This window comes from Halomonas sp. McH1-25 (assembly GCF_022348165.1).
Lineage (GTDB): Bacteria > Pseudomonadota > Gammaproteobacteria > Pseudomonadales > Halomonadaceae > Modicisalibacter.
Window position 1 is genome coordinate 140763 of record NZ_JAKRFI010000006.1, and the last position, 26922, is coordinate 167684.

Here is a 26922-nt window from a genome sequence, read left to right on the forward strand (position 1 = left end):
ATCAGACATCCTTAACGAAAAGATAACCCTTGCTGCGTACCGTCTTGATGCGATGCGGCTGATTGGGGTCGTCGCCGATCTTGGGACGGATCCGCGACACGCGTACGTCGATGGAGCGATCCTGGCCGTCATACTTGATGCCGCGTAGCGACGAGAAAATCTCCTCGCGTGTCAGCACACGCCCGGCGTTGTCGGCCAGCAGCCACAGCAGGTCGAACTCGGCGCTGGTCAGGTCGATGCGTTCTTCGTCGAGCCAGGCCTCGCGGGTAGCGCTATCGATCACCAGCCCACCGAAGGTCAGCCGGGCCGAGCCGCTATTGCTTTCGGCCGGATCGGTGCGACGCATCAAGGCGCGCATGCGCGCCAGCAATACACGCGGCTGTACCGGCTTAGGCACGTAGTCGTCGGCACCCATTTCCAGTCCCAGCACCTGATCCATGTCGTCGGTGCGCGCCGTCAACATCAGGATAGGGCCGGCATACAGCGGCCTGACACGACGGCAGATCGACAGGCCGTCTTCACCGGGAAGCATCAGGTCCAGAATGACGATGTCGGGCACAAGTTCAGTGATTCGCTCGACTCCATGAGCGCCATCTGCCTCGATGGTGACCTGGAAACCGTTGGCCTCGAGATATTCCCGGGTCAGATTAGCCAGACGCTCGTCATCCTCGATGATCAGTACGTGGTCCTTGTCTTTACTGTCCAAGCTGTTACCCATCCTATTTGGCAAAAAGGGCATTGCTATGCCACTGATTTCCTGACAATGCTACACCTCGCTACAGGGGGTTACGAGATGGTCACTCTCAACCATAGCGGATGGGCGCGAATGATACCCGAAATCCTTCCCATTCTGTGCCATTCCACGAAAATTCTTCGCTTGACGACGCCCTGAAAGGCCTAGCCATGCGGCCGGCATCAGCTACCGTTTTCCCGCCTTGAAAGAGCCACAAGTTACTCACAGCTTGTCCACTTGCTGGGCGCCGCCGGACACACTATCTTGTGGCCCATCCATACCAGACCACTACATGATGTGCTAACTAGCAATTACCGCCTCGTATGTCAACGCCCTTGAAACGGGCCAACGACGCGGGTTTAACGCTCGAACAAACGCTAGTCGACACTGTCGCTGTCAGCGACTCATTCATCCAACGCAAGCGAGGGACACTCGGCGCCATGGAAACCACTCTTTCTCCCGACAAGACGGCTGTGAACGTGACCGCGCCCAAGCGCCTGCGCGTCATCAAGCGAGGCGGTGACGTAGACGCGTTCGATCCCAGCAAGATTTCCGTGGCCATGACCAAAGCCTTCATCGCGGTCGAGGGCGACAATGCCGGCACTTCCTCGCGCATTCGCGACTTCGTGGCCCAAGCCACTGACCAGATTACCGACGCGTTTCAGCGCCGCATGCCGGACGGCGGTACCTTGCATATCGAAGACATTCAGGATCAGGTCGAACTTGCCCTGATGCGCGCCGGCGAGCAGAAGGTCGCCCGCGCCTACGTGCTCTATCGTGAGGAGCATGCCCGCGCCCGCCAGGCCGCTGGCGGCGATATCGCCAAGCCGCACCCTACGCTCAACGTGACCCTGGCCGACGGTACCGTTCGTCCGCTGGATCTCGGCCGTATCGAGACGCTGGTATTCGATGCCTGCGAAGGTCTGAGCAACGTCGATCCCCAGAAGATCGTCGACGACTCGCTGAAGAACCTCTATGACGGCGTGGCCATGGACGGCGTGGCCACCGCGCTGATGATGACTGCGCGTACACTGGTCGAGAAGGATCCCAATTACACCTACGTCACCGCCCGCCTGCTGCAGGACAACCTGCGCCGCGAGGCGCTCTCCTTCCTGGGTATCGCCGACGAGGCCACCTTCGGCGACATGGCCGGCCTCTACAAGCCGGCCTTCCAGGCCTACATCGCCAAGGGCATCGAGTTCGAGCAGCTCGACCCGGCACTGGCCGAGTTCGACCTCGAGCGCCTGGGCGACGCCCTCGATCACACGCGCGACAACCAGTTCACCTACTTGGGCCTGCAGACGCTCTATGACCGCTACTTCATTCACCGCGACGACGTCCGCTACGAGTTGCCGCAGGTGATGTTCATGCGCGTCGCCATGGGTCTGGCGCTCAACGAAGACGACCGCGAAGCGCGCGCCATCGAGTTCTACGAGCTGCTCTCCAGCTTCGACTACATGGCCTCCACGCCGACCCTGTTCAACGCCGGTACCGTACGCAGCCAGCTGTCCAGCTGCTACCTGACCACGGTGCCCGACGAGCTCGACGGCATCTACAGCGCGATCCGCGACAACGCCATGCTCTCCAAGTGGGCTGGCGGCCTGGGCAACGACTGGACGCCGGTGCGCGCGCTGGGCTCCTACATCAAGGGCACCAACGGCAAGAGCCAGGGCGTGGTGCCGTTCCTCAAGGTGGTCAACGACACCGCCGTGGCCGTCAACCAGGGTGGCAAGCGCAAGGGCGCCGTCTGCGCCTACCTCGAGACCTGGCACCTGGATGTCGAGGAGTTCATCGAGCTGCGCAAGAACACCGGTGACGACCGCCGCCGTACCCACGACATGAACACCGCCAACTGGGTGCCGGACCTGTTCATGAAGCGCGTGTTCGACGACAAGGACTGGACGCTGTTCTCGCCGTCCACCTGTCCGGATCTGCACGACCTGTACGGCGTGGCCTTCGAGAAGCGCTACGAAGAGTACGAAGCGATGACCTACACCGGTCAGCTCAAGCTCTTCAAGCGCGTCAAGGCTAAGGACCTGTGGCGCAAGATGCTGTCGATGCTGTTCGAGACCGGCCACCCATGGATCACCTTCAAGGATCCGTGCAACCTGCGTAGCCCGCAGCAGCACGCCGGTGTGGTTCACAGCTCGAATCTGTGCACCGAGATCACCCTCAACACCTCGGTCGACGAGATCGCGGTGTGCAACCTGGGCTCGGTCAACCTGGCGCAGCACGTAGTCGACGGTGAACTGGATGCCGACAAGTTGAAGAAGACCGTGCGTACCGCCGTGCGCATGCTCGATAACGTCATCGACATCAACTACTACGCGGTGCCGCAGGCCAAGAACTCCAACTTCAAGCACCGGCCGGTGGGGCTCGGCATCATGGGCTTCCAGGATGCGCTGTACAAGCACGGCATCGCCTACGCCTCCGAGGACGCCGTGACCTTCGCCGACCGTTCCATGGAGCTGGTCAGCTATCATGCCATCGAGGCCTCCTCGGACTTGGCCGCCGAGCGCGGCAAGTACCAGAGCTACGACGGCTCATTGTGGAGCCAGGGCATTCTGCCGGTCGATTCCATCGAGAAGCTCAAGGCCGAGCGTGGCGCCGACTACATCGAGGTCGACACGTCCACCAGCCTCGACTGGGACCGCATCCGCGACAAGGTCTCCGGCCAGGGCATGCGCAACTCCAACGTGATGGCGATCGCGCCCACCGCGACGATCTCCAACATCTGCGGCGTGTCGCAGTCCATCGAGCCGACCTACCAGAACCTCTATGTGAAGTCGAACCTCTCCGGCGAGTTCACCGTGGTCAACGCCTACATGGTCAACGACCTCAAGGAGCGCGGCCTGTGGGACGAGGTCATGATCAACGACCTCAAGTATTACGACGGTTCCCTGCAGCCCATCGATCGCGTCCCGGAGGATCTCAAGGCACGCTACGCCACCGCCTTCGAGGTCGAGCCCAAGTGGCTGGTCGAAGCCGCCGCACGCCGCCAGAAATGGATCGACCAGGCCCAGTCGCTGAACCTGTACATCGCCGGTGTCTCGGGCAAGAAGCTCGACGTCACCTATCGCATGGCCTGGTTCCGCGGCCTGAAGACCACCTACTACCTGCGCGCCCTGGGCGCGACTTCGGTCGAGAAGTCCACCGTCGACCGCGGCAAGCTCAACGCCGTGAGCAACGACAGCGCGCCGAGCCAGCCCCCTGTGCCCAAGCCGGACGCTGCACCACAGGCCGAGGCTCCGCGCGAAGCACGCGGCATCGACGACTTCCTGACCGGCAAAGGCGGCAGCGGCTCACGTGCCCCTTCGGCCGGGGAAATCGATGATCTGGGCTGCGAGGCCTGCCAGTAACCGCATACGTGTGACGAAAAATTTCTGGTCCGGGCATAGCGCTCAGGACCACAGCCAGATAAAGGTGATGCCCATGCTGAACTGGGACGATTTCCACGAAGACGAGAACGCGACCGCCCCGGCCGCGGAGAAGCCGGCCCCACAGGCCGACGCCAAGCCGGCCGCTCAGCCTGAACCTGAGCCCGAGGCAGTCCGTGAAAGCGCCGGCACCTACAAGGTCGCCGACAGCGACCGCCTGGCGCGGGCCCGCAAGTCGCTGGAAGAACTCGATGTTGCCGCCGGTCTCGAGGAGCTCGAGATGGGCGCGGCGCGTATCGAGGTCGACGACAAGCAGATGATCAATGCCCGCGCCGACCTCAACCAGCTCGTGCCCTTCAAGTACGAGTGGGCATGGCAGAAGTACCTGGACGGCAGCGCCAACCACTGGATGCCCCAGGAAGTGAACATGAACGCCGACATCGCCCTGTGGAAAAGCCAGGACGGCCTGACCCCGGACGAGCGTCGCATCGTCGAGCGTTCACTGGGCTACTTCTCGACGGCCGACTCGCTGGTCGCCAACAACCTGGTGCTGGCACTCTACCGCCTGATCACCAACCCCGAATGTCGCCAGTACCTGCTGCGTCAGGCCTTCGAGGAAGCGATCCATACCCACGCCTATCAGTACTGCGTGGAATCGCTGGGCATGGACGAGGGCGAAGTCTTCAACATGTACCGCGAAGTTCCCTCGGTCGCCGCCAAGTCCGCCTGGAGTCTCAAGCACACCCAGTCGCTGGCCCGCCCGGACTTCCAGACCGGCACCCCCGAGACCGACCAGGAACTGCTGCGCAACCTGGTGGCGTTCTACTGCGTTACCGAAGGCATCTTCTTCTATTGCGGCTTCAGCCAGATCCTGTCCATGGGCCGGCGCAACAAGATGACCGGCGTCGCCGAGCAGTTCCAGTACATCCTGCGCGACGAGTCCATGCACCTGAACTTCGGCATCGACATGATCAACCAGATCAAGATCGAGAATCCGCACCTGTGGACGGCGGAATTCCAGGACGAAGTGACCCAGATGATCATCGAGGGCACCGAACTCGAGATCGCCTACGCACGCGACACCATGCCACGCGGCGTACTGGGCATGAACGCCGCGATCATGGAGGAATACCTGCACTTCATCTGCAACCGCCGCCTGGCGCAGATCGGCCTGAAGGAGCAGTACCCCGGCGCACAGAATCCCTTCCCGTGGATGAGCGAGATCATCGACCTGCGCAAGGAAAAGAACTTCTTCGAGACGCGCGTCACCGAATACCAGGTTGGTGGCGCGCTGAGCTGGGACTGATAGTCCGGCCAGCCGACGCTCTGGTGACTCTAAAGCCCCGCTCAGCGGGGCTTTTCTGGCTTGATGGGTATCTCATGGATACGAAGCGCGTCATTGTCATTTCGGCTGCAATCGTCCTTGACGACCAGCACCGACTGCTGCTGGTGCGCAAGCAGGACAGCGATTATTTCATGCAGCCCGGCGGAAAGATCGATGCAGGCGAGACACCGGAGCGTGCCTTGCACCGCGAGTTGCGAGAGGAGCTGAGCGTGACGTTGCGCTCGGTGCAGTATATCGGGACCTATCGAGCGCCTGCGGCAAACGAAGCCGATCACGTCGTGTGTGCGGAACTGTTCTGGGCCATGCTCGAGGGCAATGTCCGCATCGCGGCCGAGATCGAGGAGTCCCGCTGGGTCTCTCGGGAGGACGCGGGCCGATTGCGATTGGCGCCGCTGACCAGGGATGTGGTGCTGCCCTTGGTCGGCCAGCGCATCGCCTCGTCATCTTGCACCTAGCGTTACCGTCCACGGGATTTTCCTGCCTCAGCAAAACGGCCTTCGGCAGAACGCCACCCAGCGTATGCTAGCCTGCATTGCATCAATACTTCATCACGGCCTCCTCGAGGCCAGGCAATGACCACGGATGAACGCCAAGGAGAGTGCATGGAATCGCAGATGGAGTCCTACGAATGCCTCACCGCTACCGAGCTCCTCGTCCGGCTGCAGCGCTCCGATGTCACGGCGGTCGAACTGGCCGAGTCGGCACTGCAGCGCATCGAGGCACTGGACGACAAGGTCAATGCGTTTCGGCAGATCGACCGTGACATGACGCTGGAAATGGCCCATGCCGCCGACGAGCGCTACCGCGCCTGGCAGACCATGGGCCTGCTCGACGGGCTCCCGGTGGCGGTCAAGGATGCCTTCGACCAGATTGGCTGGGCGACACGCGACGGTTCGCGACTCACCGACGACAGCCCGGTCGGCCACGATGCGCCCACCGTTGCCGCCTGCCGCCGTCATGGCTTCGTACCGGTCGGCAAGACCAACATGCCGGAGTTCGGCTGGAAAGCCGTCACCGACTCGCCGTTGACCGGTATCACACGCAACCCCTGGAACCTGGACAAGACGCCGGGCGGCTCCAGCGGCGGCAGTGCCGCCGCCGTGGCCATGGGAGTAGCGCCGCTGGCCCTGGCCGCGGATTCCGGCGGCTCCACCCGGATTCCCGCCAGCTTCTGCGGCGTGGTGGGCTTCAAGCCGACCCATGGCCGCTCCCCGATGCACCCAGGCAGCCACTACGGCAAGCTTTCCCAGCCCGGGCCAATTGCACGTACCGTGCGCGATGCGGCGCTACTGCTCGATGTGATGACCGAGTCCGACCCCAGCGATCCCCGGCTGCAGGCCAACCAGCCGCGTTACCGGGACGTGCTGGACGGTGGCGTTCGGGGCCTGCGCATCGCCTACAGCCCCAGCCTGGGGCTGGATGTGGACGTCGATCCCGAAATCGCCGCTGCGGTAAAGCACGTCGCCGACAAGCTCGAGCAGTTAGGTGCGCGTGTGGTGCGTGCCGATCCGGACATCGGCGAGCTTCGCGAGACCTACCAAAGGCTGTTCTTCACGACCGGGGCACAGATGATCCAGGGCTACGACGATGCCGCACGGGAAAGCCTGGACCCCGGCATGCGTGAGGTGGCCGAGCAATACGCCAGGCTCACTGCACTGGAGTATCTGGAAGCGGACAACGCCCGGGTCGAACTCATGCATCGCATGAGCTTCTTCCATCAGGATTGCGATCTGGTTCTCTGCCCCACTGCCCCGGTACGCCCTTTCGAGGCCGGGCGCGAGGTCCCCGAAGGCTGGCCACAGACACGTTGGACCAGTTGGGCGCCGTTCACCTGGCCATGGAACATGGCCGGCCAGCCGGCCATCAGCGTGCCCTGCGGCTTCACCGGGGACGGACTGCCAATCGGCGCCCAGCTCATCGGCGCCCGCCACAACGATGCGTTGGTGCTGCGTGCCGCGCAGGCGTTCCAGCAGGTACTGCCGCTGACCCACGTACGGCCGCCACTGGTCGAGGACGGCCTCCAGCCCCAAGCCTAGCGAGCCAGGGCCGGCGTTGACAGCGGATGAATGCGCAGCAGGTCCTCGGCCAGGGTATTGTCGGCGCCGAAGACCTCGGGTGGATAATAGCCGCGATAACGGTCGAGATGCGCCCCCTCGGCCCTGGCGAGGGACTCGAACATGGCCCGGGACGCCGAGTTGGTCGTGCTGACCGTGGCCTCCAGCGTGGCGACATAATGGCAGACAGGACGCGCGAGGATGTGTTGTATCATGCGCACCGGCAATTTCTGGCCGCGGCCATGTTCATGGACGCCGATCTGCCAGAGAAAGTAGGTGTCGGGCTGCTTCGGATGAAGATATCCGGTCACGAACGCGACCAGCTCGCCCTGCGTCTCGGCGACCGCACAGGTCTCGGCGAAGTGGGTACAATGCAGCAGGTTGCAATAGACCGAATTCTCGGCCAATGGCGGTATGCGACGCACCAGATCATGCAAGGATGCGCTATCTTCCAGTGTCGGCTGTCTGATTGTCACCCCATGCCCGGCATGGCGAAGCGAGGCCATTGCACTCCTCCCTGAGTTCGTCGTGGCTCGCCAGCGACGATAGCAGAGGCGTTCATTGATTTCACGAGACGCTTCGCGCAGAGTGTCGCCGCAACTCGCCAGCCGGCCTGGATCCCAAATCCCACTGTTCTAGATTGTAAAAGGTACATACATGCAACTCGGTATCATCGGACTCGGTCGCATGGGCGGCAACATCGCTCGCCGCCTGATGCGTGACGGTCACGAGATCGTCGCCTACGACCGCAGCCACGAGACGGCTGTCGCTCTGGCCGACGACGGCGCCACCCACGCTGCCAGTCTCGAAGCGCTGGTGGAAAGCCTGGCGGCGCCACGTGCCGTGTGGGTCATGCTGCCCGCCGGCGCCCCGACCGAGGACACCATCGCTGCCCTGGCCGAGCTGATGGACGCGGACGACATCGTCATCGACGGCGGCAACACTTTCTATAAAGACGACATCCGGCGCGCCAAGACGCTGCGCCAGCAAGGCCTGCATTATGTGGACGTCGGTACCTCCGGCGGCGTATGGGGGTTGGAGCGCGGTTACTGCATGATGATCGGTGCCGAAGACGAGACCTTTGCACGCCTCGAACCGCTGTTCGAGACACTGGCACCGGGCTACGGCAGCATTGAGCGTACCCAGGGTCGCAATGCCCCCGACGACCGCGCCGAGCGCGGCTATATCCATGCCGGCCCGGTAGGTGCCGGGCACTTCGTCAAGATGATTCACAACGGTATCGAGTACGGGCTGATGCAGGCCTACGCCGAAGGCTTCGATCTGATGAAGACCAAGTCGTCGCCCGATTTGCCGGAAGACGAACGCTTCGATCTCAACCTGGCCGACATCGCCGAAGTGTGGCGGCGCGGCAGTGTCGTCTCGTCATGGCTGCTGGACCTGACCGCCCAGGCGCTGGCCGGCGACTCCCGCCTGGACGACTACACCGGAGCAGTCGCCGACAGTGGCGAAGGCCGCTGGACCATCGACGCAGCCGTCGAGCAAGGCGTACCGACCCCGGTGCTCGCCAGCGCACTTTTCGCGCGTTTCCGCTCGCGGCAGGAAAACACCTATGCCGACCGTCTGTTGTCGGCGATGCGCTTCGGCTTTGGCGGCCACGTCGAACCGCCCAAGTAAAAGTCCAAACGTTCCGGGCCATGCCACAAGACATGGCCCGGAAGCGACGTCACTGGCCGTTCATCTGCCACAGGGCCAACAGGGCGAACAGCGATGCCAGCGTAAGCATGACGCTCAGGCCGGCACTCATCGGGAACGGCAGATGGGGTATTTCCGAGCGTGGCAGCCACTTTTGCAACTGCCGCAGCCGCCAGGTGGCGATCACGAAGCAGAAGATGCTGAACGTGACCAACAGGAAAGTAATGATGCGAGTTTCCCAATCGTTGAGTACGTCGGCCATGAAGCGCATGACCGCGAGCCCGGCAATCAGCGCGGCGCAACCGGTTCGCAGCCACGACGCATAGGTACGCTCGCTGGCCAGCACGGTCTGATCGGAAGCGAGTTGTACCGTTTTCGAAGCTTCCTTGACGGTTTCGGTTTCCTTGTCCTGAGTCATGAAGTTCGCAATCCTTCCATCGCTTCGCTTTCCGTCGTCAGGCATCCTGCCTGCTGAACTCAGTGTAACCGTGATTTAAGCAAGGGAGCCTACACGGCCCCCTGCGTCTGCGCATCGTTGCCCTTGTCCATACGATGGATGGCCTCGTCGCCGCGCCGGGCCAGGGTGTCCAGTCGATCGATCTGGGCATCCAGCTTGGGCAGTGCCTCGCGGCGATAGCGGGAAACGTCGTCGATGGCCGCCAGTACGTCCTGGAACGCCTGCTCGAGCTTCTGCATGTCGAGCATCGCCGAAGACGAGCGGTTCTGGATATCCACGCCCTGTCCACGCAGCGCCTTGGCGGTACCGGCGATCATGTCGGAGGTTGCGGTGTTGATCGCCTCGACCCGGTCGAGGACCAGCCGCTGGTTGGCCAGCGCCATGGCTACCGTCACCGCCACCGAGAGTGCCGAGACGGTAACGTTGATGGCGCGGTCGACGCCGCGTATCAACTCGCGATTGTTGCGAATGACCACTTCCAGCGCCAGTACGCCCTGCTGACTGACGGTCAGTTGCTGCTGGAGGTCGACGATACGCTGGCGCAGCGGGAACAGCAGTTCCTCCTCGATGAAAGCGCGCTGCGGATCGTTTTCATCGAGTGCGGCGATGCGTCGCTCAAGGCGCTCGTCGATCAGCCGCCCCAGTTCGACCTGACCACGCAACTGCACGAGCGTGTCGTGCAGAGCGTCCTGATCGTCGCTGAGTGTCAGATTGTCCCGGCGCAACATGTCACGCCCGCTCTCGAGATCCTGGATGATGGCATCCAACGCCTGCTGGGCGCTTTCGTACTTGCGGAAGTAGCGCTGCAGGCTGCTGCCGACACCGGGAATGCGCGCCAGCACGCGATCGAGCCCGCCCCGCGACAGCGAATGGCGGTTGGGGTCGAGGCTCTGCATGCGCCCGCGTAGGTTGGTCAGGGCCTGAGCGACTGGACCGCCCTCGTCGCCCTGGTGGGCGAGCTTGCGCATGGGCGTCTTGAGCATCTCGCTCTGGTGGGCGGCCTTGCGCTGCACCTCGATACCCATTTCATCCACGGCCCGGCGCTGCGCCTCAGTCGAGGTTCCAGTCCCCTCATTTCTCAGCACCCTGTCGACGAAGGCATCGGCCTGGGCTGACAAATCGGCTGTCTCGTCGCGGCCGGCGCCGCGGTCATGTTCGAGTTGCCGCTCGATCTGCTCGACCGGCGGCAGAGCCAGCGGTTTGTCGGGGCGGTTTTCCCGCGTATTGCTCATCGGCTCGCTCCCCTGTGTGCCAATATCATTGGCGTTTTCCGGCTCATGTATCAGGCATTGCGATCGTAGCGACCTGCCCGCTCGACGAAACGCTGGAGGTCATAGAGCGCCTGATCGGCATCGACCGACGCCTGGGGCCGTCCGGTATCGATACGTGCCATGGCGATGGCGGTATTGTCCAAGGCCGTCAACGCTTTCTCGTTACGGGCAGTTAGATCGCTCAGGTGACGTTCGGTTTCCTCGACCAGGGCCAGTCGCCGCTCGAGGGCGGAACGCTCCTCTTCCGACAACGGCACGCCTTTCGCCAGCCTGTGCCGGGCATAGTCGCTATCGACACCGGCCATGCTGCTGGCCTGCGACGCCATGGCGGTCAGGTTGTCCACGGCGCCGAAGCATACCTCGCCGATCAACGCCCGCGAACGCTCATAGGCCAGTTCGCTGCTGTCGAAGCGTGCCTGCAACACCTCCTGAACCCGCAAGTAACGGCTATACAGCCGATCGGACTGAGCGGCAATATCCGGACGGTGCGCGTCCAGCAACTGCTGCTTGGCGCGGCACAGCGCGAGCACGACTTGATCGGCATCCGTCGGGGGGTGCGCAGGATCGAGCGTCACCAGGCCAGCTTCCCGGGCCTTGCGCTGCTCTTCCGCCTGGCGCCGTGCCGTCTCGGCGGCCATGCGCGATGCACGTCTGCGCTGCTTATAGCCCTTCCACCAGCGCCGTACCCGACCTTCGATCGGGAGTTCGACGGCAACCGCCACCAGGCCCGCCAACCAGCCCCACAGCGATGGGCCGAAGCCGCCCCATAGCGACGTCAGCCACAGCAACAAGGCAATGAACGGTACTGCCAGCCAATAGCGCACCACGACCTGCAGGCGGGAGGGGAACTCCGTAGGCAGGGCATGGCGCGGACTGACCATGCCAATCAGGAACCAGGGCAGGCAGGAGAGAAACAACCCGTAGGCCAACCCTTGAAGAAATTCGAGCATACGCGATGAGGCCTGCGTTCTAGGGAAAGCCTGATTGTAGAGGAAACCGTGAAGCCAGGATAAGGGGACAGACAACTACCGGTCCGTCCACGAAAAAGGGAGGAGCTTTCGCCCCTCCCTGCTGTCAGGCTTGCGTGGTGAATCGATCAGTTATCCCACGGCCCGTTGTATTGCTCGTAATCGAACACGTCCATATCGCCGATCTCGTTTTCTTCGTACGGCAGCGAATATGTGGTGTAGCCCGGCTCCCAGCCATAGCCGTAGCCATAGAAGGGATAGGCATAGGGGCCACCACCATAGGCGCTATCGGACTCGATCACGACCGCCTGGACCTGACCGTCCTGGGAGAAGAGCACGTTATCCACGTAACCGTAGCCGACGCCTTGGCCCACACTGGCATAGTCATCCAGCAAGTCGGAAAGTTTCCAGACGCGGTTGCCGGTAGCGACATCGTCATCGACCTGCTGGGTCTGGGAAAGATCCTGCTTGGTGATGAACTCGGTGTCGAACAGGCCATAATCGTCGGCATTGTCTTCGGTGATGGGAATCTGCACCCCATCGTCGGTCAGTTGCACTTCGTCCCACGGGACAAGCACATGAGTATCGCCGATATCCCAGAAGCCACCCACCTGAGCGATGATCGCGGCGATCTGATTCTGCTCGGTGACGAGCACATTCTCGACGCTGCCGATCTCCTCGCCCGTCTCACCGAACACTTCGGTATCCATCAGATTGTCTGCAGTGATACCACCTTGCTGGTAGAGCTCGTCGTAGTTCCACTCGCTGATGGCGCGAATCTGGTTATTCTGACCTTGGGCGTTGGCCTGGGACTGGTTGCCGTCGTTCTGCGCCTGAGCCTGGGATACGCCCATGGCAGCGGCGACGGCCAGTGCGATGAGAGAAACATTGCGTTGGAAATGCATACAACCTCCTTTTCGCTGCATTCACTTTCGCGACCTTCACTTGGCAACCTAGAAAAGCCGTCCCGAGCTGTAAAGCGATCCGACCGGCTTTATCGTTAACTTTCAGTAACTTATTAAAAGACTAACGATCTTCAAGCCTTTAGTTGCCCTGAGGATGCCGGCGTGACCGCAGCCACTTGGCAATCTCGTCGACAATCAGCAACGTGGCGGCAATCATCAGCAGGATGGCCCAGGTCTGCCAGGACACAGGGGAAACGCCAAGCACATCCTTGAGTCCGGGAATATACATTGCGGCGATATGAATGCCATGCGCAGCGACGATCGAGAGCAGCAACAGCGGGTTGTTACGCAACGGCACTTTGAATAGCGAACGGTTCTCGGAACGGCAGCTCAACAGGTGCATGTTTTCGAACAGCACCATCAAGAGCAGGGTAAGGTTGCGGGCCTGGCCTTCTTCCATGCCCATTACCGAATACAGATAGTAGTAGACCCCGAACGCCACCACGCCGATGTAGAGACCGGACACCAGCACGTTCTCGACCATGCGCCGGTCGAAGATCGGCTCGTCGGGGGAACGCGGTGGCCGATCCAGCACGCCGGGCTCGGTCTTTTCGAAACCCAGGGCCACGTCCTGAATCCCGTTGGTGACCATGTTCAGCCACAGCAGCTGTACGGCAGTCAGCGGAATCGGTAGCCCGAAGCCCAACGCCAGGAAGAACAGCAGCACCTCGGCGGCGCCGGTCGACAGCAATAGCCAGACCACCTTGCGCACGTTGTCATAGGCCGTGCGCCCCCATTCGATGCCGGGCACGACCGAAGCAAAGTTGTCATCGGTGAGGATCAGGTCACCAGCGCTACGCGCCACGTCGGTGCCGCTCGCGCCCATGGCGATACCGATATTGGCCCGGTCCAGGGCTGGCGCGTCGTTGACACCGTCACCGGTGACCGCCACGTAATGACCGTCACGTTGCAGCGACTCGACGATTTCGGTCTTCTGCAACGGCTCGACACGCGCAAAGATACGCGCCCGGCCGATGCGTTCGTCGGCGTCGCCTTGCGCATCGGACAACGCCTTGCCCGTAATCACCTGATCGCGCTCGTCGGCCAGCTTGAGCCCGCTGCCGATGGCATACGCCGTGTCAGGATGATCGCCGGTAATCATGCGTACCCCGACGCCCGCGCCGTAACAGCGCTCGATGGCCTCGGGCACTTCATCGCGGATCGGATCGATCAATGCCGCCAGACCGAGGAATCTCAGGTTACGCAGGCTCTCCTCGTTGGCGTCATCCACCTCGCCCCCGGCTACGGCAAGAATTCGAAAGCCTTCGTTGGCCCAGTCCTTCTGCTGTCGCTCGATGGCCTGGCGCGTATCGTCATCCAGTGAACACATGTCGACGATCGTTTCCGGCGCGCCCTTGGCATGCGCGACCAAGCGATCCTGCGATGTATTGAACGTGGCGCTGAAGAACTTGGACGCCTCGAAGGGAATACGCTCTTTCTCGGGATACTCTTCCGCCAGGCTAGGCTGCTCGATTCCCAGCTTTGCCGCCAGCACCAGGAAGGCAAGGTCCGTCGTATCGCCTTCGGCCTCTTGGATGCCGCCCTGTTCGATGGTCAACTCGCCCTCGCTGGCCAGGGCGCCGCCCGTGGCGAATGTGCGCAGGGTTTCGCAGGTCTCGTCATCCGGCGTTTCGCCATCGGCAGTCACCTCGCCCTCGAGGGAGCGCGCCTCGCCGCCGATCTCGGCCTGACGCTGCGGGCCCAGCCAGACCCGCTGGACGGTCAGCTTGTTGGCCGTCAACGTCCCGGTCTTGTCGCTGGCAATCAGCGTGCACGAGCCGAGCCCCTCGACGGCGGCCAGACGCCGCACGATCACATTACGCTCGGCCATGCGCGAGGACGCCACGGACAGGGCGACGGTGATGGCCACCGGCAGACCGGCCGGTATCGCCGCCACCGACAGCGCCACGGCCAGGGTGAAGATGTCGACGAAGGACTTGCCATTGAGAAACTGGATCAGCGCGACCCCAGCCACGGCGGCCAGCGTGAACAGTGCAATCAAGTGTGTCAGGCGCTTGAGCTTCTGCACCAGGGGTGGCGTGCCGCTTGCATTTTTCGCCAGCGACGCGGCGATCTGACCGATTTCGGTGTTCTGACCGGTACGGATCACGACCCCCATGGCCCGCCCGGCCATCACCGCGCTGCCCGAATGCAACAGCGTCCGGCGCTCGGCGAGCGGCGTGTCCTTTTCCAGCTCCGCGTCGGCATCCTTGTCGACGGGCGTGGATTCGCCGGTGATCAACGATTCGTCGGCCTGCAGGTTGGTACTCTCGATCAGGCGCAGGTCGGCGGGTACCGTATCGCCGGTCTCGAGCAGCACGATATCGCCCGGGACCAGTTCGGTGGCATCGACCTTGTCTTTCTGGCCGTCGCGCAACACACGCGGGCATATGCGCACCACGGATTGCAACGCCTGGGCACTGGATTCCGACTGGTACTCCTGGAAACAGCCCACGGTCGCGTTGAGCAACAGTACCGCGGTGATGAATGCCGCACTGGCGAAACTGCCAATGGCCAACGACACGCCTGCCGCAATCAGCAGGATGTAGATCAGCGGGTCGGTGAACTGACGCAGGAAGATACGTATCAGCCCGGCCCGCTTGTCTTCGGGAAGTTCGTTGGGCCCGTGGCGTTCACGACGACGCTGCGCCTCCTCGTGACTCAGCCCACGCTCCGCACTGCTTTCCAGGCGATCGATGACCGCCTCCGCCGATTCGGCGTGATACGCTTCGCCGGATTGCTCCTGGGTTTGTCCTTCCTCCGCCACACCGCCTCCCTGCCGACTAGGCCAGACCCATCATGAAACGCCCCGCCATCCTTGACGGGGCGCTAACGATTGCAAAGTGCCAGATCACGTTACGGCAAGTGCAGCGCTATCCCTTGGGCCCGAAGATCAGCCAGGCAATGAAGCCGATTAGCGGAAAGATCAGCAGCGCCAGAATCCACAGCACCTTAGCCAGCCCACTGGCCGAACTCTTCGCCACCTTGACGATGGCCCAAATAATGATGATCAGCCAGATCAAACCCAGAATGCCACCAACTTCGATATCCATCCGTCAGACTCCTTTGCTTGGCAGTTACCGCCTTTGTATGTGCCCTTCATGCTTAGCATAAACCGACGAAAATCAACAATGTTCGACGTAAATCCCAAATAGCTTACTCGTTCTTACCAAATGAAATGCAATGTCTCTCAGATCAACAAGGAGACACAATTCATGTTCTGTGGAGGCGCTATTTCTGGCTAGGGTGTAACTACATGCAGTGAAAAGGAGGTAGCTGACATGACTTATAGTAACCCTACCGTCGGATTTCGTAACATCTCCACCGCGTTGACGCTGGCTATCGCATCCGCACTGACCGCATCCCAAGTTCAGGCGCAGTCCACTAACGGCAACGTACAGGACCAGAGTGCTCAGGCGCAGCAGCCACAAGAGCAAATACAGCCGATCAGCGAATGGAATTACGACGAGGTTTACCAGAAAGGCAGGTTTCTGGCCTCGGGTCTGATGGGCACCGATGCGATCGGCCAAAATGGCGATGACATTGGCGATATCACCAATGCCGTGCTCAACGAGCAGGACAAGATCATCGCGATCATCGCCGAGGTCGGAGGTTTCTGGGATATCGGCGATACCCACGTCATCGTGCCTTGGGAACAGGTACAACTTTCCGAGCAGGGCGTACAAATCCCTGTCAACGAAGACAATATCGAGCAGTACCAGCTTTACGGAGAAGACTCGGTCGTCAAAAAGCAGGCGTTCCAACAGAAAGCTGCAATCGCAGAAGGCGCTGAAACTGGCCAACGCACCTGGAAGCTCAGTGAACTGATCAACGATTATTCCAATCTGCAAAGCGGCGCCGGGTACGGTTACGTGGACAATGCCGTGTTCTCGAAGGATGGCAAGCTACTGGCTGTTTTGGTGATGTCTTCTGGTAATTACGGGCCGGGCACCATGGCCTACCCGTTCTACGGTTATAGCTATGGCTGGCAGCCGGGCTTCAGTTCCTATCAGCTCCCCTATTCGGAGCAGGACGTCAGCGAGATGACTGCCTTCGATTTCGAGCAGTTCAATGGACTCTGGGAATCTTAATGGTCATCCCGCGTCATTGAGCAGTGAACAAGGAGGAAGCTGACATGACCTATCGTGTTTCCACCCTCGCGTTGATGATCGCCTCGGCGCTGGGGACTACTCAAGTGCAGGCTCAGGAAAATACCGACCAGAGCCAGCAATGGCAACAACAGACCAACCAACAGAACCAGCAGCGCGCCAACCAGGGCAATACTCAACAGAACCGACAATTGGCCGAGCAACGTTTCCAAATGCAGCCGCTGGACCAGTGGGATCGGAACGCGGTCTACCAGCAAGGGCAATTTCTCGGCGAGAATCTGCTCGAGCAGGATGTTCTCGGTCAGAACGGTGAGGATATCGGCGACATCAGTAATGCCGTGCTCAACGAGCAGAACAAGATCATCGCATTGATCGCCGAGGTCGGCGGTTTCTGGGACATCGGCGATACCCACGTGATCGTGCCTTGGGAACAGGCCCATTTCACCCGCGACGGCGTACGCTTGCCGATCAACCAGGACAACCTCGATCAGTATCAGCTCTATGGGGAAAACTCGGTGGTGGCCAAGCAGGCCTTTCAACGCAAGGCGGCCATCGAGGACGATGCTGAAACCGGCCAGCGCACCTGGAAGCTGAGCGAACTCTTCAATGACTACGCCAACCTGAGCAACGGTACCGGTTACGGCTACGTCAACGATGCCGTGTTCGCCAAGGACGGTCAGTTGCTGGCAGTCATCGTGGTGCCTTCCGGCATAGTGGGGCGCGCTGGGCCCATGGCCTATCCCTTCTATGGCTATGAATCCGGCTGGGATCCTGGCGACAACTCGCTGGAAGTGCCCTACTCGCAGCAGGAAAGAAACCAGCTGCCACCGTTCGATTTCCAACGCTTCCAGGGGTTCTGGGATACCCGCAACGCCCGCTACTGAGCCGGCTCGTAGTCATACCCGACACATTGCCCCGACGACGCGCCTTGTCGGGGCTTTCATCGTCTCGCCCGCCTACTTGCCGTTAGCGAACCCTTACAATATCGCCGTTGCCGTTGGTAGGCAGGCTTATCTACGCTCAACAGCGACACACCCAAACAGCGAGCAGGAGACCAGCATGAAAGCGATCGTCTACCATGGAATTGGTGACATTCGGCTCGACGACGTACCCGAGCCGAAGATAGAGGAACCTACCGACGCCATCGTGCGCCTGACGGCATCCGCCATCTGCGGCACCGACCTGCACTTCATTCGCGGCACTTTCTCGGACATGCAGGAAGGCACCATCCTCGGCCACGAAGGGGTAGGCATCGTCGAGGCCCTCGGCGACGATGTCCGCAACCTGAACGTCGGCGACAGAGTGGTGATTCCGTCCACCATTGCCTGCGGCACCTGCAGCTACTGCCGGGCCGGTTACTTTTCCCAGTGCGATGTCGCCAACCCCAATGGCAAGCAGGCCGGTACGGCCTTCTACGGCGGCCCCAAGCCCACCGGCCCGTTCCATGGGCTACAGGCGGAAAAGGCCCGCATTCCGTTCGCCAATACGGGGCTGGTCAAGTTGCCCGACGAAATCAGCGACGATCAGGCCATCGCCATGTCGGACATCTTTCCCACCGCCTACTTCGGTGCCGTGGAAGCCGAGATTTCCGACGGCGATACCGTGGCCGTGTACGGCTGTGGTCCGGTCGGCCTGTTTGCCGTGGCGAGCGCCAAGCTGCTGGGGGCCGGACGCGTGTTCGCCATTGACGGCAAGGAAGACCGTCTTGCCAAGGCCCGCGAACTGGGTGCCGAAACCATCAATTTCGAGCGTGAGAACCCGGTCGAAACCCTGCAACGACTGACCGGCGGTATCGGTGCCGACCGCGCCATCGATGCAGTGGGCGTCGATGCCCAGCATGCGCATCATGGCCCCGCGGCCCAGGAAGAGCAGATCCAGTCTCAGGAGCAGGAGTCGCAGGAGAACGCCCCACAGGCCAATCCCTCCGGCGACCTATGGCAGCCCGGCGACGGGCCGAGTCAGGCGCTGCAATGGGCCGTCGAAGGCCTCGCCAAGGCCGGGACCCTGTCGATCATCGGGGTATATCCTCCCGACTTCCGTAACTTTCCGATCGGCATGGCGATGAACCGCAACCTGACGATGCGCATGGGCAACTGCCCACATCGCAAGTACATCCCCAAACTGATCGAACTGACCCTCGCGGGCAAGATCGATCCTGCCAAACTGCTGACGCAGAGCCAGAAGATGCCCGACGCACTGAGCGCCTTCGAGGCGTTCGATCGCCGCGAAAACGGTTGGATCAAGGTGGAGCTGCTACCCCAGACGGGAACCTGACAGCCATGTCGGTCAGGCCTGATGGGTTACAGTGACTGTGCCGGACTCAGCGTCATCTGCGCGCCACGGATCTGGATGTCGAAGCGGTGCAGAAAGCTCATCCCCAGCAACACGATATCGCCCTGCATGCCCGGATTGATCGAGCCGGGCACGTCATGGGCGTTCACGCCGCCCAGCCCGACCCGGTCGAGCCGGGTCAGGTAGCCTTGGGCTCGGCCGTTGGCGGTGAAAAAGTCGGCGCTGGCACCCGGTTCGAGTCCCAGACGTTCGGCCAGATCCCCCGGGACCGCGACCAGGCTCGCCCCGGTATCCAGCAGGAAACTGACCGGTTCGCCGTTGATATGGCCGGGCGCCACGAAGTGACCCGCCGCATTGCGTTGCAGGGTAATCGGCAGGTCGGCTTCGTCACTGGTGGTGGCCAGATTGGCATTGGGATACTGGCGGGCCTCGATCAGGCGCTCGAACCACCACACGCCCAAGGCCATGAGCAGTAACCAGAACACCAGCATCATGCCCAGCCCGATGCGCCGGAGTGCTTTGTCTTCCGCATTCATCTCTGCGTAATCGGCTAAATTGCCGGTCCTTTTCTAATGATGTTCAGCGCACCTTATCGATGGTCAGCGCAGCAAAGCGGCCTCGAACGATAGCCCTGGGCCAAAACCCAATACGACGCAGGGACCCGCCGCTCCCTCTCGCCGCATCCGCTCGAGAACGAACAGCACCGTGGGTGACGACATGTTGCCATGTTCGGCCAATACCGTTTCCGAAGCATGGCTGGCCTGCTCCGGTAGCGCCAGCGCCTGACGTGCGGCGCGCAGAATTTCCGGCCCTCCCGGATGGATTGCCCAGTGTCTTACGTCACCGAGCCGCAGGTCATGTTCCGCCAACCACTGTTCGACCCACGTGCGCAAGGCGCCGCGTATGCGTCTGGGGACCTCGCTGGACAGCGTCATCTCGAAACCGTGATCCCCGACCCGCCAGGTCATGGCCTCGCTCGAATCCTCGGCCAGGCGACTGCGCGTCTCCACCAACTGCCAGCCCTGCTGATCGCCATCTTCGTCTCCTCCGAGCACTACGGCCCCCGCGCCATCGGCGAACAGGCCATTGGCAATGATCTTTTGCATGTCCCAGCCATACTGGAAATGCAAGCTGCACAGTTCGACGCAGCACAGCAGTACCCGGCCCGGGGACGAATCCTGTAGCAGCCCTTGCGCCGCACGCAGGCCATTCAGCGCACCGTGGCAGCCCATGAATCCCAGATTGAGCCGGCCGACATCCGGCGACAGTCCCAGGCGCTCGATCAGTTGTGCATCCAACCCCGGCGACACCATGCCGGTGCAGGACACCGTGACCAGGTGCGTAATGCTCGCGGCCGTAGCCTGGGCCTGTTCAAAGGCAGCGCGACAGGCGCGCTCGCCGAGCGGGGCGGCTTCCTGCACGAAGCGCTGAATTCGCGTCGCTGTGGTCGGTCCGCGCTCCTCGGCCGTGGCGGGTAGGGGGTAAAAACGCTCGAATCCCTCGGCGTGATGCCCTGGCTCGATCAGTACGCTGCCCCGCTGCCGGATGCCGCTATGTCGGTAGATACGTCGCAGCCAGGCACGCTCGCGCTCGGTAATACAACAGCGGGCCTGAGCCACGGCCGTCGCCGTTTCCTGATCCAGTTTTCCGGGGGGCACGGCCACGCCGATGCCCTGAAGCGTTACCGATACGGGCATCATTGCGCCTCCCGACGATGGCATGGGTAATCGCGATCGAGCCAGGCCGTCAATGGCGCGACACTCGCCGGCACGGCATCCAGCCATGGCAGCGTCGCCTGCAGCAGGCGCGGCCGGCGCAACACGGCCGCCACGCCATGGCAACCGCGCTGACGCGCCCGAACCACTCGCGCATGACGGGCATTCCAGCGTTCGACCAGGGCCGGCCGCCACGCGGAAATTCCCTCCAGCGCCAATGGCTCGAGGGCCGCCGCGCCCGCCACCGCCCAGCCCATGCCTTCGCCGGTAAACGGCTCTACATAACCGGCGGCATCGCCCAGGATCAGCACCCGCTCGCTGCCCAGACGGGTACGCCGTCGAGTCAGCTGCGGCGTACCGTGCCAGTCGGCCTCGCCCAGTGCATTCCAGCACGGGAAGCCGGTCTGGCGCAGCACGCCTTGCACCGCTGCAGCCGGACCGCCACAGCGCTTGATCCAGCCAGGATCGAGCGCCGCCCCGATATTGAGGCGATCCGACTCGACACGTACGAGACCGACGTAGCCGGACGCGGCACAGGCCATGTGGATGCGGCCTGCGGTATAGAACGCTGGCGCTTCGTCGAATGTCGTGCCGACACCGATGCGTGAACCCTCGGCCACCTGGAGTTCGCCGGGTGCCTCCTCACGCAACAGGCGGCTACCCAGGCCGTCACCGCCGATGACCAAGCGGGCGCTTATCGAGCGCTGCGTCTGTCCTTGGCGAAGCAGGATACGGCGCCGCCCGGCCTGGCTATCGACAGGACGTAACACGACCTGCGTCGAATCGAGAAACGCGACTCCCGCCTGTATGGCCTGTCGAACCAGCCAGGCATCCAGTTGCCGCCGACTGATGGCGCGACCCTCAGGCAACGGCAGGGTCGCCCGGCGGCGACCGCTGGCCAGCGCCAGTTGCGAGTAGGGCCGCCCCAGATGGCGGACCGCCCCCAGCCCCGCCTGATCCAGCGCACGCAGCGTGGCGGCGTTGAGACAGCCACCGCACGCCTTGTCGCGTGGCCAGGCGGCCTTTTCCGCCAGCAACACGCGCACCCCGTGACGGGCCAGACGATAGGCAATGACGGTGCCGGCCACGCCGGCACCAGCGACGACGACGTCCCAGTCGCGGGCCACTGCGTTCAGGCGCATGACGGGTCTTCTCGCGACGCTGCGGCCGACGACGCGGGGCGCGACCACGTCAATAGAAAGCGACTCGGCCAGTGACGTTCGAAGCTCGCTCCCGTCAGCCCCGCCCTGCTCGCCAAATTTTCGGCTTCGGGCAGGGTCAGGGCGGCACGCACCGATTTCAGGCCATCGACATGCACGATCGGGGACAGGGACAGCAACCGCGTCCCCAAGTAGGCCAGACCGTAGCCGGTACGGTTGCGCAGCAGGTCGCTGATGACCAGATGCCGGGCCTGGGAAGACCACGCCTCGAGCAACCCAACGATCTGCTCGTCGTGCAAATGATGCAGAAACAGCGTGGATACGATGATGTCGTAAGCGGCCGGCAGCGGCTCGGCGAGGATATCCTGAACGAAAAAGCGCACCTCGACATCGGCACGCCGGGCCTGCTCCTCGGCGACGCGCAGTGCAGTGGGACTAATGTCGCAGGCTTCGACACGCAGCGTAATGCCGTCACGCTGCGCGAGGCGCGCCAGCGCCACGGCAACGTCGCCACCCCCAGTGGCGACGTCCAGAAGGGAAAGCGGTTCGTCACGGCGCTGTCGGGCAATGCACCGAATCGTCGGCCATAGTGCCGCAGCCGTGCGGCTCGCCACGTTGATCCGTCGCAGGCCCCGCAACGCGGTGCGGTGCGCCTGAACGTCGATGTCAGGGTCGTCCATGAGTTCGCCTTCGAGCTGGCGATGCGTCAGCGACGTGAGCATGTCCTTATGTCCGTCGTCAATGAGTGAAGCGCGCCACGCGCTCTCTTCACTATCGTGAGCCTACGCTGCCCGGTCAAGGCAACTTAAGACCTGTCCACCATCCCGGCAGCAGGCGGCGGATTCGCGGCTGCGCGAATCGATCGTCGATCAGCGTGATTACGCCGCGGTCCTGCTCGGTGCGTATCACCCGCCCCGCCGCCTGGATCACCTTCTGCAACCCCGGGTAGAGATAGGCGTACTCGTAACCGGCCCCGAACTGGGTGGCCAGGCGTTGCCGGAACTGCTCGTTGACGGGATTGAGCTGCGGCAGTCCCAAGGTGGCGATGAACGCGCCGATAAGCCGGTCGCCAGGCAGATCGATCCCTTCGCCGAACGCACCGCCGAGTACGGCAAAACCGATCCCCTGACCTCGCGCGATGAAGCGGTCGAGAAATCCCTGGCGTGCCGCCTCATCCATGCGCCGTGCCTGCTGCCAACATGGAATGTCGGGGTGTCGGGCCTGAAAACGCGCGGCAACCTGCTCCAGATACTCGAAGCTGCTGAGAAAGACCAGATAATTGCCGGGCAGCGCCGCGTACTGCTCCGCGACGATCTCGACGATGGGCTCGAGCGAGGCGGCACGGTGTGAATAACGCGTCGATATCCGGTCGACGATCTGCAGCGTCACCTGCTCGGCAGAGAATGGCGATGGCGTTTCCAGCCAAGCGGTCTGCGCCGGTAGGCCCAGCAGATCGCGATAATACAGTTCGGGACTGAGCGTCGCCGAGAACAGCACGCTCGTGTGGCTGGCGTCGAAGCGCGGCGCCAGAAACCCGGCCGGTACGACATTGCGCAGACACAGCGTCGACACGCAACTGCCGCGACGCCCGGGGCGCAGGGTGAGATCGCACAGCGAATGGCTATCGAACGTCTCAGCGATTCGACAGAGCTGCATCGCCTCGAAATAGAATGTCTGCAGCGCAGCGTCGAGCCCATCGGGCTGCTCGGTCAGGTAATCGGTGATCGCAGCGACGGCCTGCTGCAATGCCGTCACCAGCTTGCCAGGCAGCTCCGCCAAGACACGGTAGCCTTCATCCCCCGGTCTGGGTGACGAGACATCCTGAATCGACTGCCCGTCATTCAGGGTTCGCCACTGGCGGTCGACCCGGGTCAGCGCCTTGCCCAGTGCCGACGGCGCGTCCCGGCGAACCGCCTTGACCGCTGTCTGGTCGAGCTGCGCCGTATACATGCCGCGTGCCCGCTCGACGAGATTGTGCGCCTCGTCCACCAGCACGCCGACCCGCCATTGGTTGGCGACGGTCAGTGCATAGAGCATGGCGTGGAAATCGAAATAGTAGTGGTAGTCGCCGACGACAACGTCGCTCCAGCGCGCCATCTCCTGGCCCAGATAATAGGGGCAGATGCCGTGCGACAGCGCCACGTCGCGCAATGCCGCTCGGTCGAGCGTCCCTCTCTCGACCGCAGCCTGGCGTGCCTTGGGCAGGCGGTCGTAGAAGCCGCTGGCCAGCGGGCAGGACTCGCCATGGCAGGCCTTGTCCGGGTGCTCGCAGGCCTTGTCGCGGGCGGTGAGTTCGAGGACGCGCAGGGGCAACGCCTCCCGGTCCGGCTGTGGCGCCGTCAGCGTCGTCAACGCCTGCAAGGCCAGCTGTCGGCCCGGCGTCTTGGCAGCCAGAAAGAATATGCGATCAAGCTGCTGCCCTGGCATGGCCTTGAGCAGCGGAAACAAGGTGCCCAAAGTCTTGCCGATCCCCGTGGGCGCCTGGGCCATCAGGCAGCGTCCGGTGCTGGCGGCCTTGTAGACCGTCTCGGCCAGTGATCGCTGACCGCGGCGAAAGTCGGGGTAGGGAAAACGCAACGTGCCGAGTGCTTGGTCCCGTACCTGGCGATGGCTACGCTCTTGTCCGGCCCAGGCGAGAAATCGCTGACATTGGTCGATGAAGAATGCCTGCAGCGACGCGGCATCATGCATTTCGCTGAGTACATGTTCACGCTGGCTGACGATATCGAAGTAGACCAGCGCCAGGCGAACCTCCGACAGGTCGCGCTCACGGCACAGCAGTGCGCCATAGACCTTGGCCTGGGCCCAGTGCAGCGCGCGGTGGTTGGCCGGCATGCGCTCGAGATCGCCGCGAAAGGTCTTGATCTCTTCGAGCTGGTTGCGTTCGGGATCGTAGCCGTCGGCCCGACCACGTATGCGCAGTTGGCCATACTCGCCATTCAGGGCGATTTCCCGCTGGTAACCTGCACTGCGCCGCGCCGCCACCACGGCATGCCCGGCGATGCCCTCCAGGGCGGAAGGCGATGGCGTGAAACGCAGATCGAGATCGCCCGCCTTGGCGGTGAACTCGCACAAGCTGCGCACCGCCACACTATAGGCTGGCGTATTGTCGACCTCCCCTGCCTGGCGTGTCGACTCGGTCATGCGTCCTGCCATTGCACGTAGCAGACCGCGACCGGCATGGCGTGGCGGTTACAGAACTCCAGCCAGCGGCGCTGATTGTCCTGCAGCCGATCCCCGGGGCCTTTCACTTCGATCATTCGATAGCGCCTCTCCTTCGGCCAGAATTGAATCAGGTCGGGCATGCCGGCACGATTGGCGGCGATATCCTCGAGCAGTCGCTCGAACCACAGCCGTAAATGCTCGGGCGGAAAGCAGGCCAGCGCCCGCTCGATCAACACCCTATCGAGCGCTTCCCAGAACACGAAAGGGGACACGATGCCCTGCTTGGCCTGATAGTTGGCAAGAATCGTGTCGCGATAATCCGCCGAGTTCAGTTGAGCCAGGCAGGTTTCGAACAGGCCCTGGCGTCGCGTCCGAAACCCGGGATGCACCAGATCCACCGGCCCACTGTGGAAGGGATGGAAAAAGGCCCCGGGCAACGGTGCGAAGATCGCTTCCCAGCATAGCAGCCCGAACAATGCCGTAATCAGGGTATTCTCGACGTAGTGGACTGGGCTCTGCGTCTCGTGCAAGGCGTTGCGCGCCGCGAGTTCCACCGGGGCACGACAGGCGAGGCGATCCAGCACCAGATCGATGCGCTCGACGTCGGCCGGTGCCCGACGCGCCGGACGGGGCAGCCCCAGCTTGCGGCACAGCCTGGGCATCAGGCGTTCGAGATGCTGCGCCTCGGCAGCGCTTTCCGGAGCGCACTCCGCCTCACGCGCCACGGCCAGAGCCTCCTCGAACCGCTCGCTACGTTCAAGTACCCGCAAGCGTCTCACACGAGCCCCCGGATGCATGCAGCCGGAGTAAAGCCGGCGCGCCTGATCCAGCTCACCGTGCCGTTCGCATGCCTGGCCCAGCCGGAACATCAACCTGGCGCGACGCGACTCCAGCCAGGCATTGTCGTATGGCCCCGGCAACGCGGTCAGGATATCGGCCACGGGCTCGCCAGCATCGAGGCGCTCACGACAGGCGTGAAGATGCAGATAGGCCTCGATATCGTCGCGACAACGAAAGGCTCGCGACTCGGGACTGAACGCCACTGTCTCGTAGCGGTAGATGCCCAGATCGGCGAGTACGAACTCGGACCAGTCCTGATGCAGATTGCCGAAGAACATCAGACGCAAGCGATCGCACAGCGCCATGAGGCGTAACGTATAGACCCGGTCGTCGCTGTGTGGGCACCACTGCACAAAACGCCGGGGCTCCCCTGCCACCGATTGCAGTTGTTCGATCAGCTCGGGCCTGCGCAGCTTCGCGTTGGGTTGATGGTGGCGAAAGGTCGCGACGAGTTCCGCCTTGGTCAACAGACTCCCGAGTTCCTCGAAGGTGAGAGCGGCGTCGGCATCCACCCAACCGGTATCCAGCAACGGCCTGGCCACCTCGTGGGTATCACCGATCTCGGCATAGCGCAGCTTGCTGGCCCGAAACAGGCTGCCTTTGCGCATGATCATGCGCACCAGTAGCGCACGCGCCGCTTCGGGCATGCCGGAAAAGCCTTCGATGAACCCCCGCTCTTCTTCATTGAGCAGGTCACGATAGCGTTCGTTGACCCAGCACAATACGGCCTGGAAGTTCTTCAAGTAGTAAAGCGGATCGTCGAGAGAGTTTGCTATCATCAGCGATTACGAATACTGTTTATTCATACATGATAACAA

The 26922-nt window shown here is 62.6% G+C and carries 22 protein-coding genes; 8 read left to right on the forward strand and 14 right to left on the reverse strand.

The features are described 5' to 3' along the window. Window position 1 precedes the first annotated feature (1 nt). On the reverse strand, window positions 2-718 hold the full coding sequence (locus tag MHM84_RS15645; protein WP_239267290.1) for a response regulator transcription factor: 717 nt from the start codon (window positions 716-718) through the stop codon (window positions 2-4). Window positions 719-1173: 455 nt separating this feature from the next. Between MHM84_RS15645 and MHM84_RS15650 the strand changes: the two genes are divergently transcribed. From MHM84_RS15650 to MHM84_RS15665, 4 genes are all read left to right on the forward strand, one after another. Beyond that, window positions 1174-4092, forward strand: coding sequence for a ribonucleoside-diphosphate reductase subunit alpha (locus MHM84_RS15650; protein ID WP_239267291.1), 2919 nt, complete (start codon window positions 1174-1176; stop codon window positions 4090-4092). 67 nt (window positions 4093-4159) lie between these two features. After that, a complete protein-coding gene (locus tag MHM84_RS15655; RefSeq protein ID WP_239267292.1) occupies window positions 4160-5416 on the forward strand; it encodes a ribonucleotide-diphosphate reductase subunit beta in 1257 nt (418 codons plus the stop codon). Window positions 5417-5490: 74 nt separating this feature from the next. Further along, window positions 5491-5910 carry an NUDIX domain-containing protein gene (locus tag MHM84_RS15660; protein WP_239267293.1) on the forward strand — a complete coding sequence of 140 codons (420 nt, stop codon included), beginning with the start codon at window positions 5491-5493 and terminating at the stop codon, window positions 5908-5910. A 147-nt stretch (window positions 5911-6057) separates the two neighbouring features. Continuing rightward, on the forward strand, window positions 6058-7491 hold the full coding sequence (locus MHM84_RS15665) for an amidase (protein ID WP_239267294.1): 1434 nt from the start codon (window positions 6058-6060) through the stop codon (window positions 7489-7491). Here MHM84_RS15665 and ectA read toward each other — a convergent pair. Next, window positions 7488-8015, reverse strand: coding sequence for a diaminobutyrate acetyltransferase (ectA, locus tag MHM84_RS15670; protein WP_239267295.1), 528 nt, complete (start codon window positions 8013-8015; stop codon window positions 7488-7490). The genes MHM84_RS15665 and ectA overlap by 4 nt on opposite strands. A gap of 151 nt (window positions 8016-8166) precedes the next feature. On the opposite strand from ectA, the gene gnd reads away from it, so the two are divergent. Next, the gene (gene gnd / locus MHM84_RS15675; RefSeq protein ID WP_239267296.1) at window positions 8167-9144 is read left to right on the forward strand and encodes a phosphogluconate dehydrogenase (NAD(+)-dependent, decarboxylating); all 978 of its coding nucleotides are present in this window, start codon (window positions 8167-8169) and stop codon (window positions 9142-9144) included. 49 nt (window positions 9145-9193) lie between these two features. Here gnd and MHM84_RS15680 read toward each other — a convergent pair whose 3' ends face one another. From MHM84_RS15680 to MHM84_RS15705, 6 genes are all read right to left on the reverse strand, one after another. After that, entirely contained in the window at window positions 9194-9580 is a 387-nt protein-coding gene (locus MHM84_RS15680; protein WP_239267297.1) for a DUF202 domain-containing protein, read from the reverse strand. Window positions 9581-9669: 89 nt separating this feature from the next. Next, complete coding sequence (locus MHM84_RS15685; RefSeq protein WP_239267298.1) at window positions 9670-10851, reverse strand: toxic anion resistance protein; 1182 nt, start codon at window positions 10849-10851, stop codon at window positions 9670-9672. Between the two features lie 50 nt (window positions 10852-10901). Next, a complete protein-coding gene (locus tag MHM84_RS15690; protein WP_239267299.1) occupies window positions 10902-11840 on the reverse strand; it encodes a cobyrinic acid a,c-diamide synthase in 939 nt (312 codons plus the stop codon). A 146-nt stretch (window positions 11841-11986) separates the two neighbouring features. Beyond that, window positions 11987-12763 (reverse strand): PRC-barrel domain-containing protein, encoded by a 777-nt coding sequence (locus MHM84_RS15695; protein ID WP_239267300.1) that lies wholly within the window; start codon window positions 12761-12763, stop codon window positions 11987-11989. Between the two features lie 139 nt (window positions 12764-12902). Then, complete coding sequence (locus MHM84_RS15700; RefSeq protein ID WP_239267301.1) at window positions 12903-15590, reverse strand: HAD-IC family P-type ATPase; 2688 nt, start codon at window positions 15588-15590, stop codon at window positions 12903-12905. A gap of 106 nt (window positions 15591-15696) precedes the next feature. Continuing rightward, window positions 15697-15876: a PLDc N-terminal domain-containing protein gene (locus MHM84_RS15705; protein ID WP_239267302.1), complete on the reverse strand. Its 180-nt coding sequence runs from the start codon at window positions 15874-15876 to the stop codon at window positions 15697-15699. Between the two features lie 228 nt (window positions 15877-16104). Here MHM84_RS15705 and MHM84_RS15710 point away from each other — a divergent pair, with 228 nt between their 5' ends. The 3 genes from MHM84_RS15710 to MHM84_RS15720 all read left to right on the forward strand — a co-directional run bounded on the left by MHM84_RS15710 (window position 16105) and on the right by MHM84_RS15720 (window position 19206). Further along, window positions 16105-16914: a PRC-barrel domain-containing protein gene (locus MHM84_RS15710; protein ID WP_239267303.1), complete on the forward strand. Its 810-nt coding sequence runs from the start codon at window positions 16105-16107 to the stop codon at window positions 16912-16914. Window positions 16915-16958: 44 nt separating this feature from the next. Next, window positions 16959-17816: a PRC-barrel domain-containing protein gene (locus tag MHM84_RS15715; protein WP_239267304.1), complete on the forward strand. Its 858-nt coding sequence runs from the start codon at window positions 16959-16961 to the stop codon at window positions 17814-17816. Between the two features lie 175 nt (window positions 17817-17991). Further along, window positions 17992-19206 (forward strand): zinc-dependent alcohol dehydrogenase, encoded by a 1215-nt coding sequence (locus tag MHM84_RS15720; protein WP_239267305.1) that lies wholly within the window; start codon window positions 17992-17994, stop codon window positions 19204-19206. 26 nt (window positions 19207-19232) lie between these two features. Here the strand turns inward: MHM84_RS15720 and MHM84_RS15725 are convergent, their stop codons facing one another. The 6 genes from MHM84_RS15725 to MHM84_RS15750 all read right to left on the reverse strand — a co-directional run bounded on the left by MHM84_RS15725 (window position 19233) and on the right by MHM84_RS15750 (window position 26883). Continuing rightward, window positions 19233-19760 carry a TIGR02281 family clan AA aspartic protease gene (locus tag MHM84_RS15725; protein ID WP_239267306.1) on the reverse strand — a complete coding sequence of 176 codons (528 nt, stop codon included), beginning with the start codon at window positions 19758-19760 and terminating at the stop codon, window positions 19233-19235. Between the two features lie 63 nt (window positions 19761-19823). Beyond that, window positions 19824-20924, reverse strand: a complete 1101-nt coding sequence (locus MHM84_RS15730) for a type III polyketide synthase (protein ID WP_239267307.1) — start codon at window positions 20922-20924, stop codon at window positions 19824-19826. Next, on the reverse strand, window positions 20921-22081 hold the full coding sequence (locus MHM84_RS15735) for an FAD-dependent monooxygenase (RefSeq protein ID WP_239267308.1): 1161 nt from the start codon (window positions 22079-22081) through the stop codon (window positions 20921-20923). The genes MHM84_RS15730 and MHM84_RS15735 overlap by 4 nt, the downstream gene beginning before the upstream one ends. Further along, window positions 22072-22821 (reverse strand): methyltransferase domain-containing protein, encoded by a 750-nt coding sequence (locus tag MHM84_RS15740; protein ID WP_239267309.1) that lies wholly within the window; start codon window positions 22819-22821, stop codon window positions 22072-22074. Before MHM84_RS15740 ends, MHM84_RS15735 begins: the two co-directional genes overlap by 10 nt. A 73-nt stretch (window positions 22822-22894) precedes the next feature. Continuing rightward, window positions 22895-25243: an ATP-dependent DNA helicase gene (locus tag MHM84_RS15745; protein ID WP_239267310.1), complete on the reverse strand. Its 2349-nt coding sequence runs from the start codon at window positions 25241-25243 to the stop codon at window positions 22895-22897. Continuing rightward, window positions 25240-26883 carry a VRR-NUC domain-containing protein gene (locus MHM84_RS15750; RefSeq protein WP_239267311.1) on the reverse strand — a complete coding sequence of 548 codons (1644 nt, stop codon included), beginning with the start codon at window positions 26881-26883 and terminating at the stop codon, window positions 25240-25242. Before MHM84_RS15750 ends, MHM84_RS15745 begins: the two co-directional genes overlap by 4 nt. Window positions 26884-26922: the final 39 nt, after the last annotated feature.

Bases quoted from the DNA above. Each gene is read 5' to 3' on its own strand.
- MHM84_RS15645 (WP_239267290.1), bottom strand. From the start codon at position 718: ATGGGTAACAGCTTGGACAGTAAAGACAAGGACCACGTACTGATCATC.
- MHM84_RS15650 (WP_239267291.1), top strand. From the start codon at position 1,174: ATGGAAACCACTCTTTCTCCCGACAAGACGGCTGTGAACGTGACCGCG.
- MHM84_RS15655 (WP_239267292.1), top strand. From the start codon at position 4,160: ATGCCCATGCTGAACTGGGACGATTTCCACGAAGACGAGAACGCGACC.
- MHM84_RS15660 (WP_239267293.1), top strand. From the start codon at position 5,491: ATGGATACGAAGCGCGTCATTGTCATTTCGGCTGCAATCGTCCTTGAC.
- MHM84_RS15665 (WP_239267294.1), top strand. From the start codon at position 6,058: ATGGAATCGCAGATGGAGTCCTACGAATGCCTCACCGCTACCGAGCTC.
- ectA (WP_239267295.1), bottom strand. From the start codon at position 8,015: ATGGCCTCGCTTCGCCATGCCGGGCATGGGGTGACAATCAGACAGCCG.
- gnd (WP_239267296.1), top strand. From the start codon at position 8,167: ATGCAACTCGGTATCATCGGACTCGGTCGCATGGGCGGCAACATCGCT.
- MHM84_RS15680 (WP_239267297.1), bottom strand. From the start codon at position 9,580: ATGACTCAGGACAAGGAAACCGAAACCGTCAAGGAAGCTTCGAAAACG.
- MHM84_RS15685 (WP_239267298.1), bottom strand. From the start codon at position 10,851: ATGAGCAATACGCGGGAAAACCGCCCCGACAAACCGCTGGCTCTGCCG.
- MHM84_RS15690 (WP_239267299.1), bottom strand. From the start codon at position 11,840: ATGCTCGAATTTCTTCAAGGGTTGGCCTACGGGTTGTTTCTCTCCTGC.
- MHM84_RS15695 (WP_239267300.1), bottom strand. From the start codon at position 12,763: ATGCATTTCCAACGCAATGTTTCTCTCATCGCACTGGCCGTCGCCGCT.
- MHM84_RS15705 (WP_239267302.1), bottom strand. From the start codon at position 15,876: ATGGATATCGAAGTTGGTGGCATTCTGGGTTTGATCTGGCTGATCATC.
- MHM84_RS15710 (WP_239267303.1), top strand. From the start codon at position 16,105: ATGACTTATAGTAACCCTACCGTCGGATTTCGTAACATCTCCACCGCG.
- MHM84_RS15715 (WP_239267304.1), top strand. From the start codon at position 16,959: ATGACCTATCGTGTTTCCACCCTCGCGTTGATGATCGCCTCGGCGCTG.
- MHM84_RS15720 (WP_239267305.1), top strand. From the start codon at position 17,992: ATGAAAGCGATCGTCTACCATGGAATTGGTGACATTCGGCTCGACGAC.
- MHM84_RS15725 (WP_239267306.1), bottom strand. From the start codon at position 19,760: ATGAATGCGGAAGACAAAGCACTCCGGCGCATCGGGCTGGGCATGATG.
- MHM84_RS15730 (WP_239267307.1), bottom strand. From the start codon at position 20,924: ATGATGCCCGTATCGGTAACGCTTCAGGGCATCGGCGTGGCCGTGCCC.
- MHM84_RS15735 (WP_239267308.1), bottom strand. From the start codon at position 22,081: ATGCGCCTGAACGCAGTGGCCCGCGACTGGGACGTCGTCGTCGCTGGT.
- MHM84_RS15740 (WP_239267309.1), bottom strand. From the start codon at position 22,821: ATGCTCACGTCGCTGACGCATCGCCAGCTCGAAGGCGAACTCATGGAC.
- MHM84_RS15745 (WP_239267310.1), bottom strand. From the start codon at position 25,243: ATGACCGAGTCGACACGCCAGGCAGGGGAGGTCGACAATACGCCAGCC.
- MHM84_RS15750 (WP_239267311.1), bottom strand. From the start codon at position 26,883: ATGATAGCAAACTCTCTCGACGATCCGCTTTACTACTTGAAGAACTTC.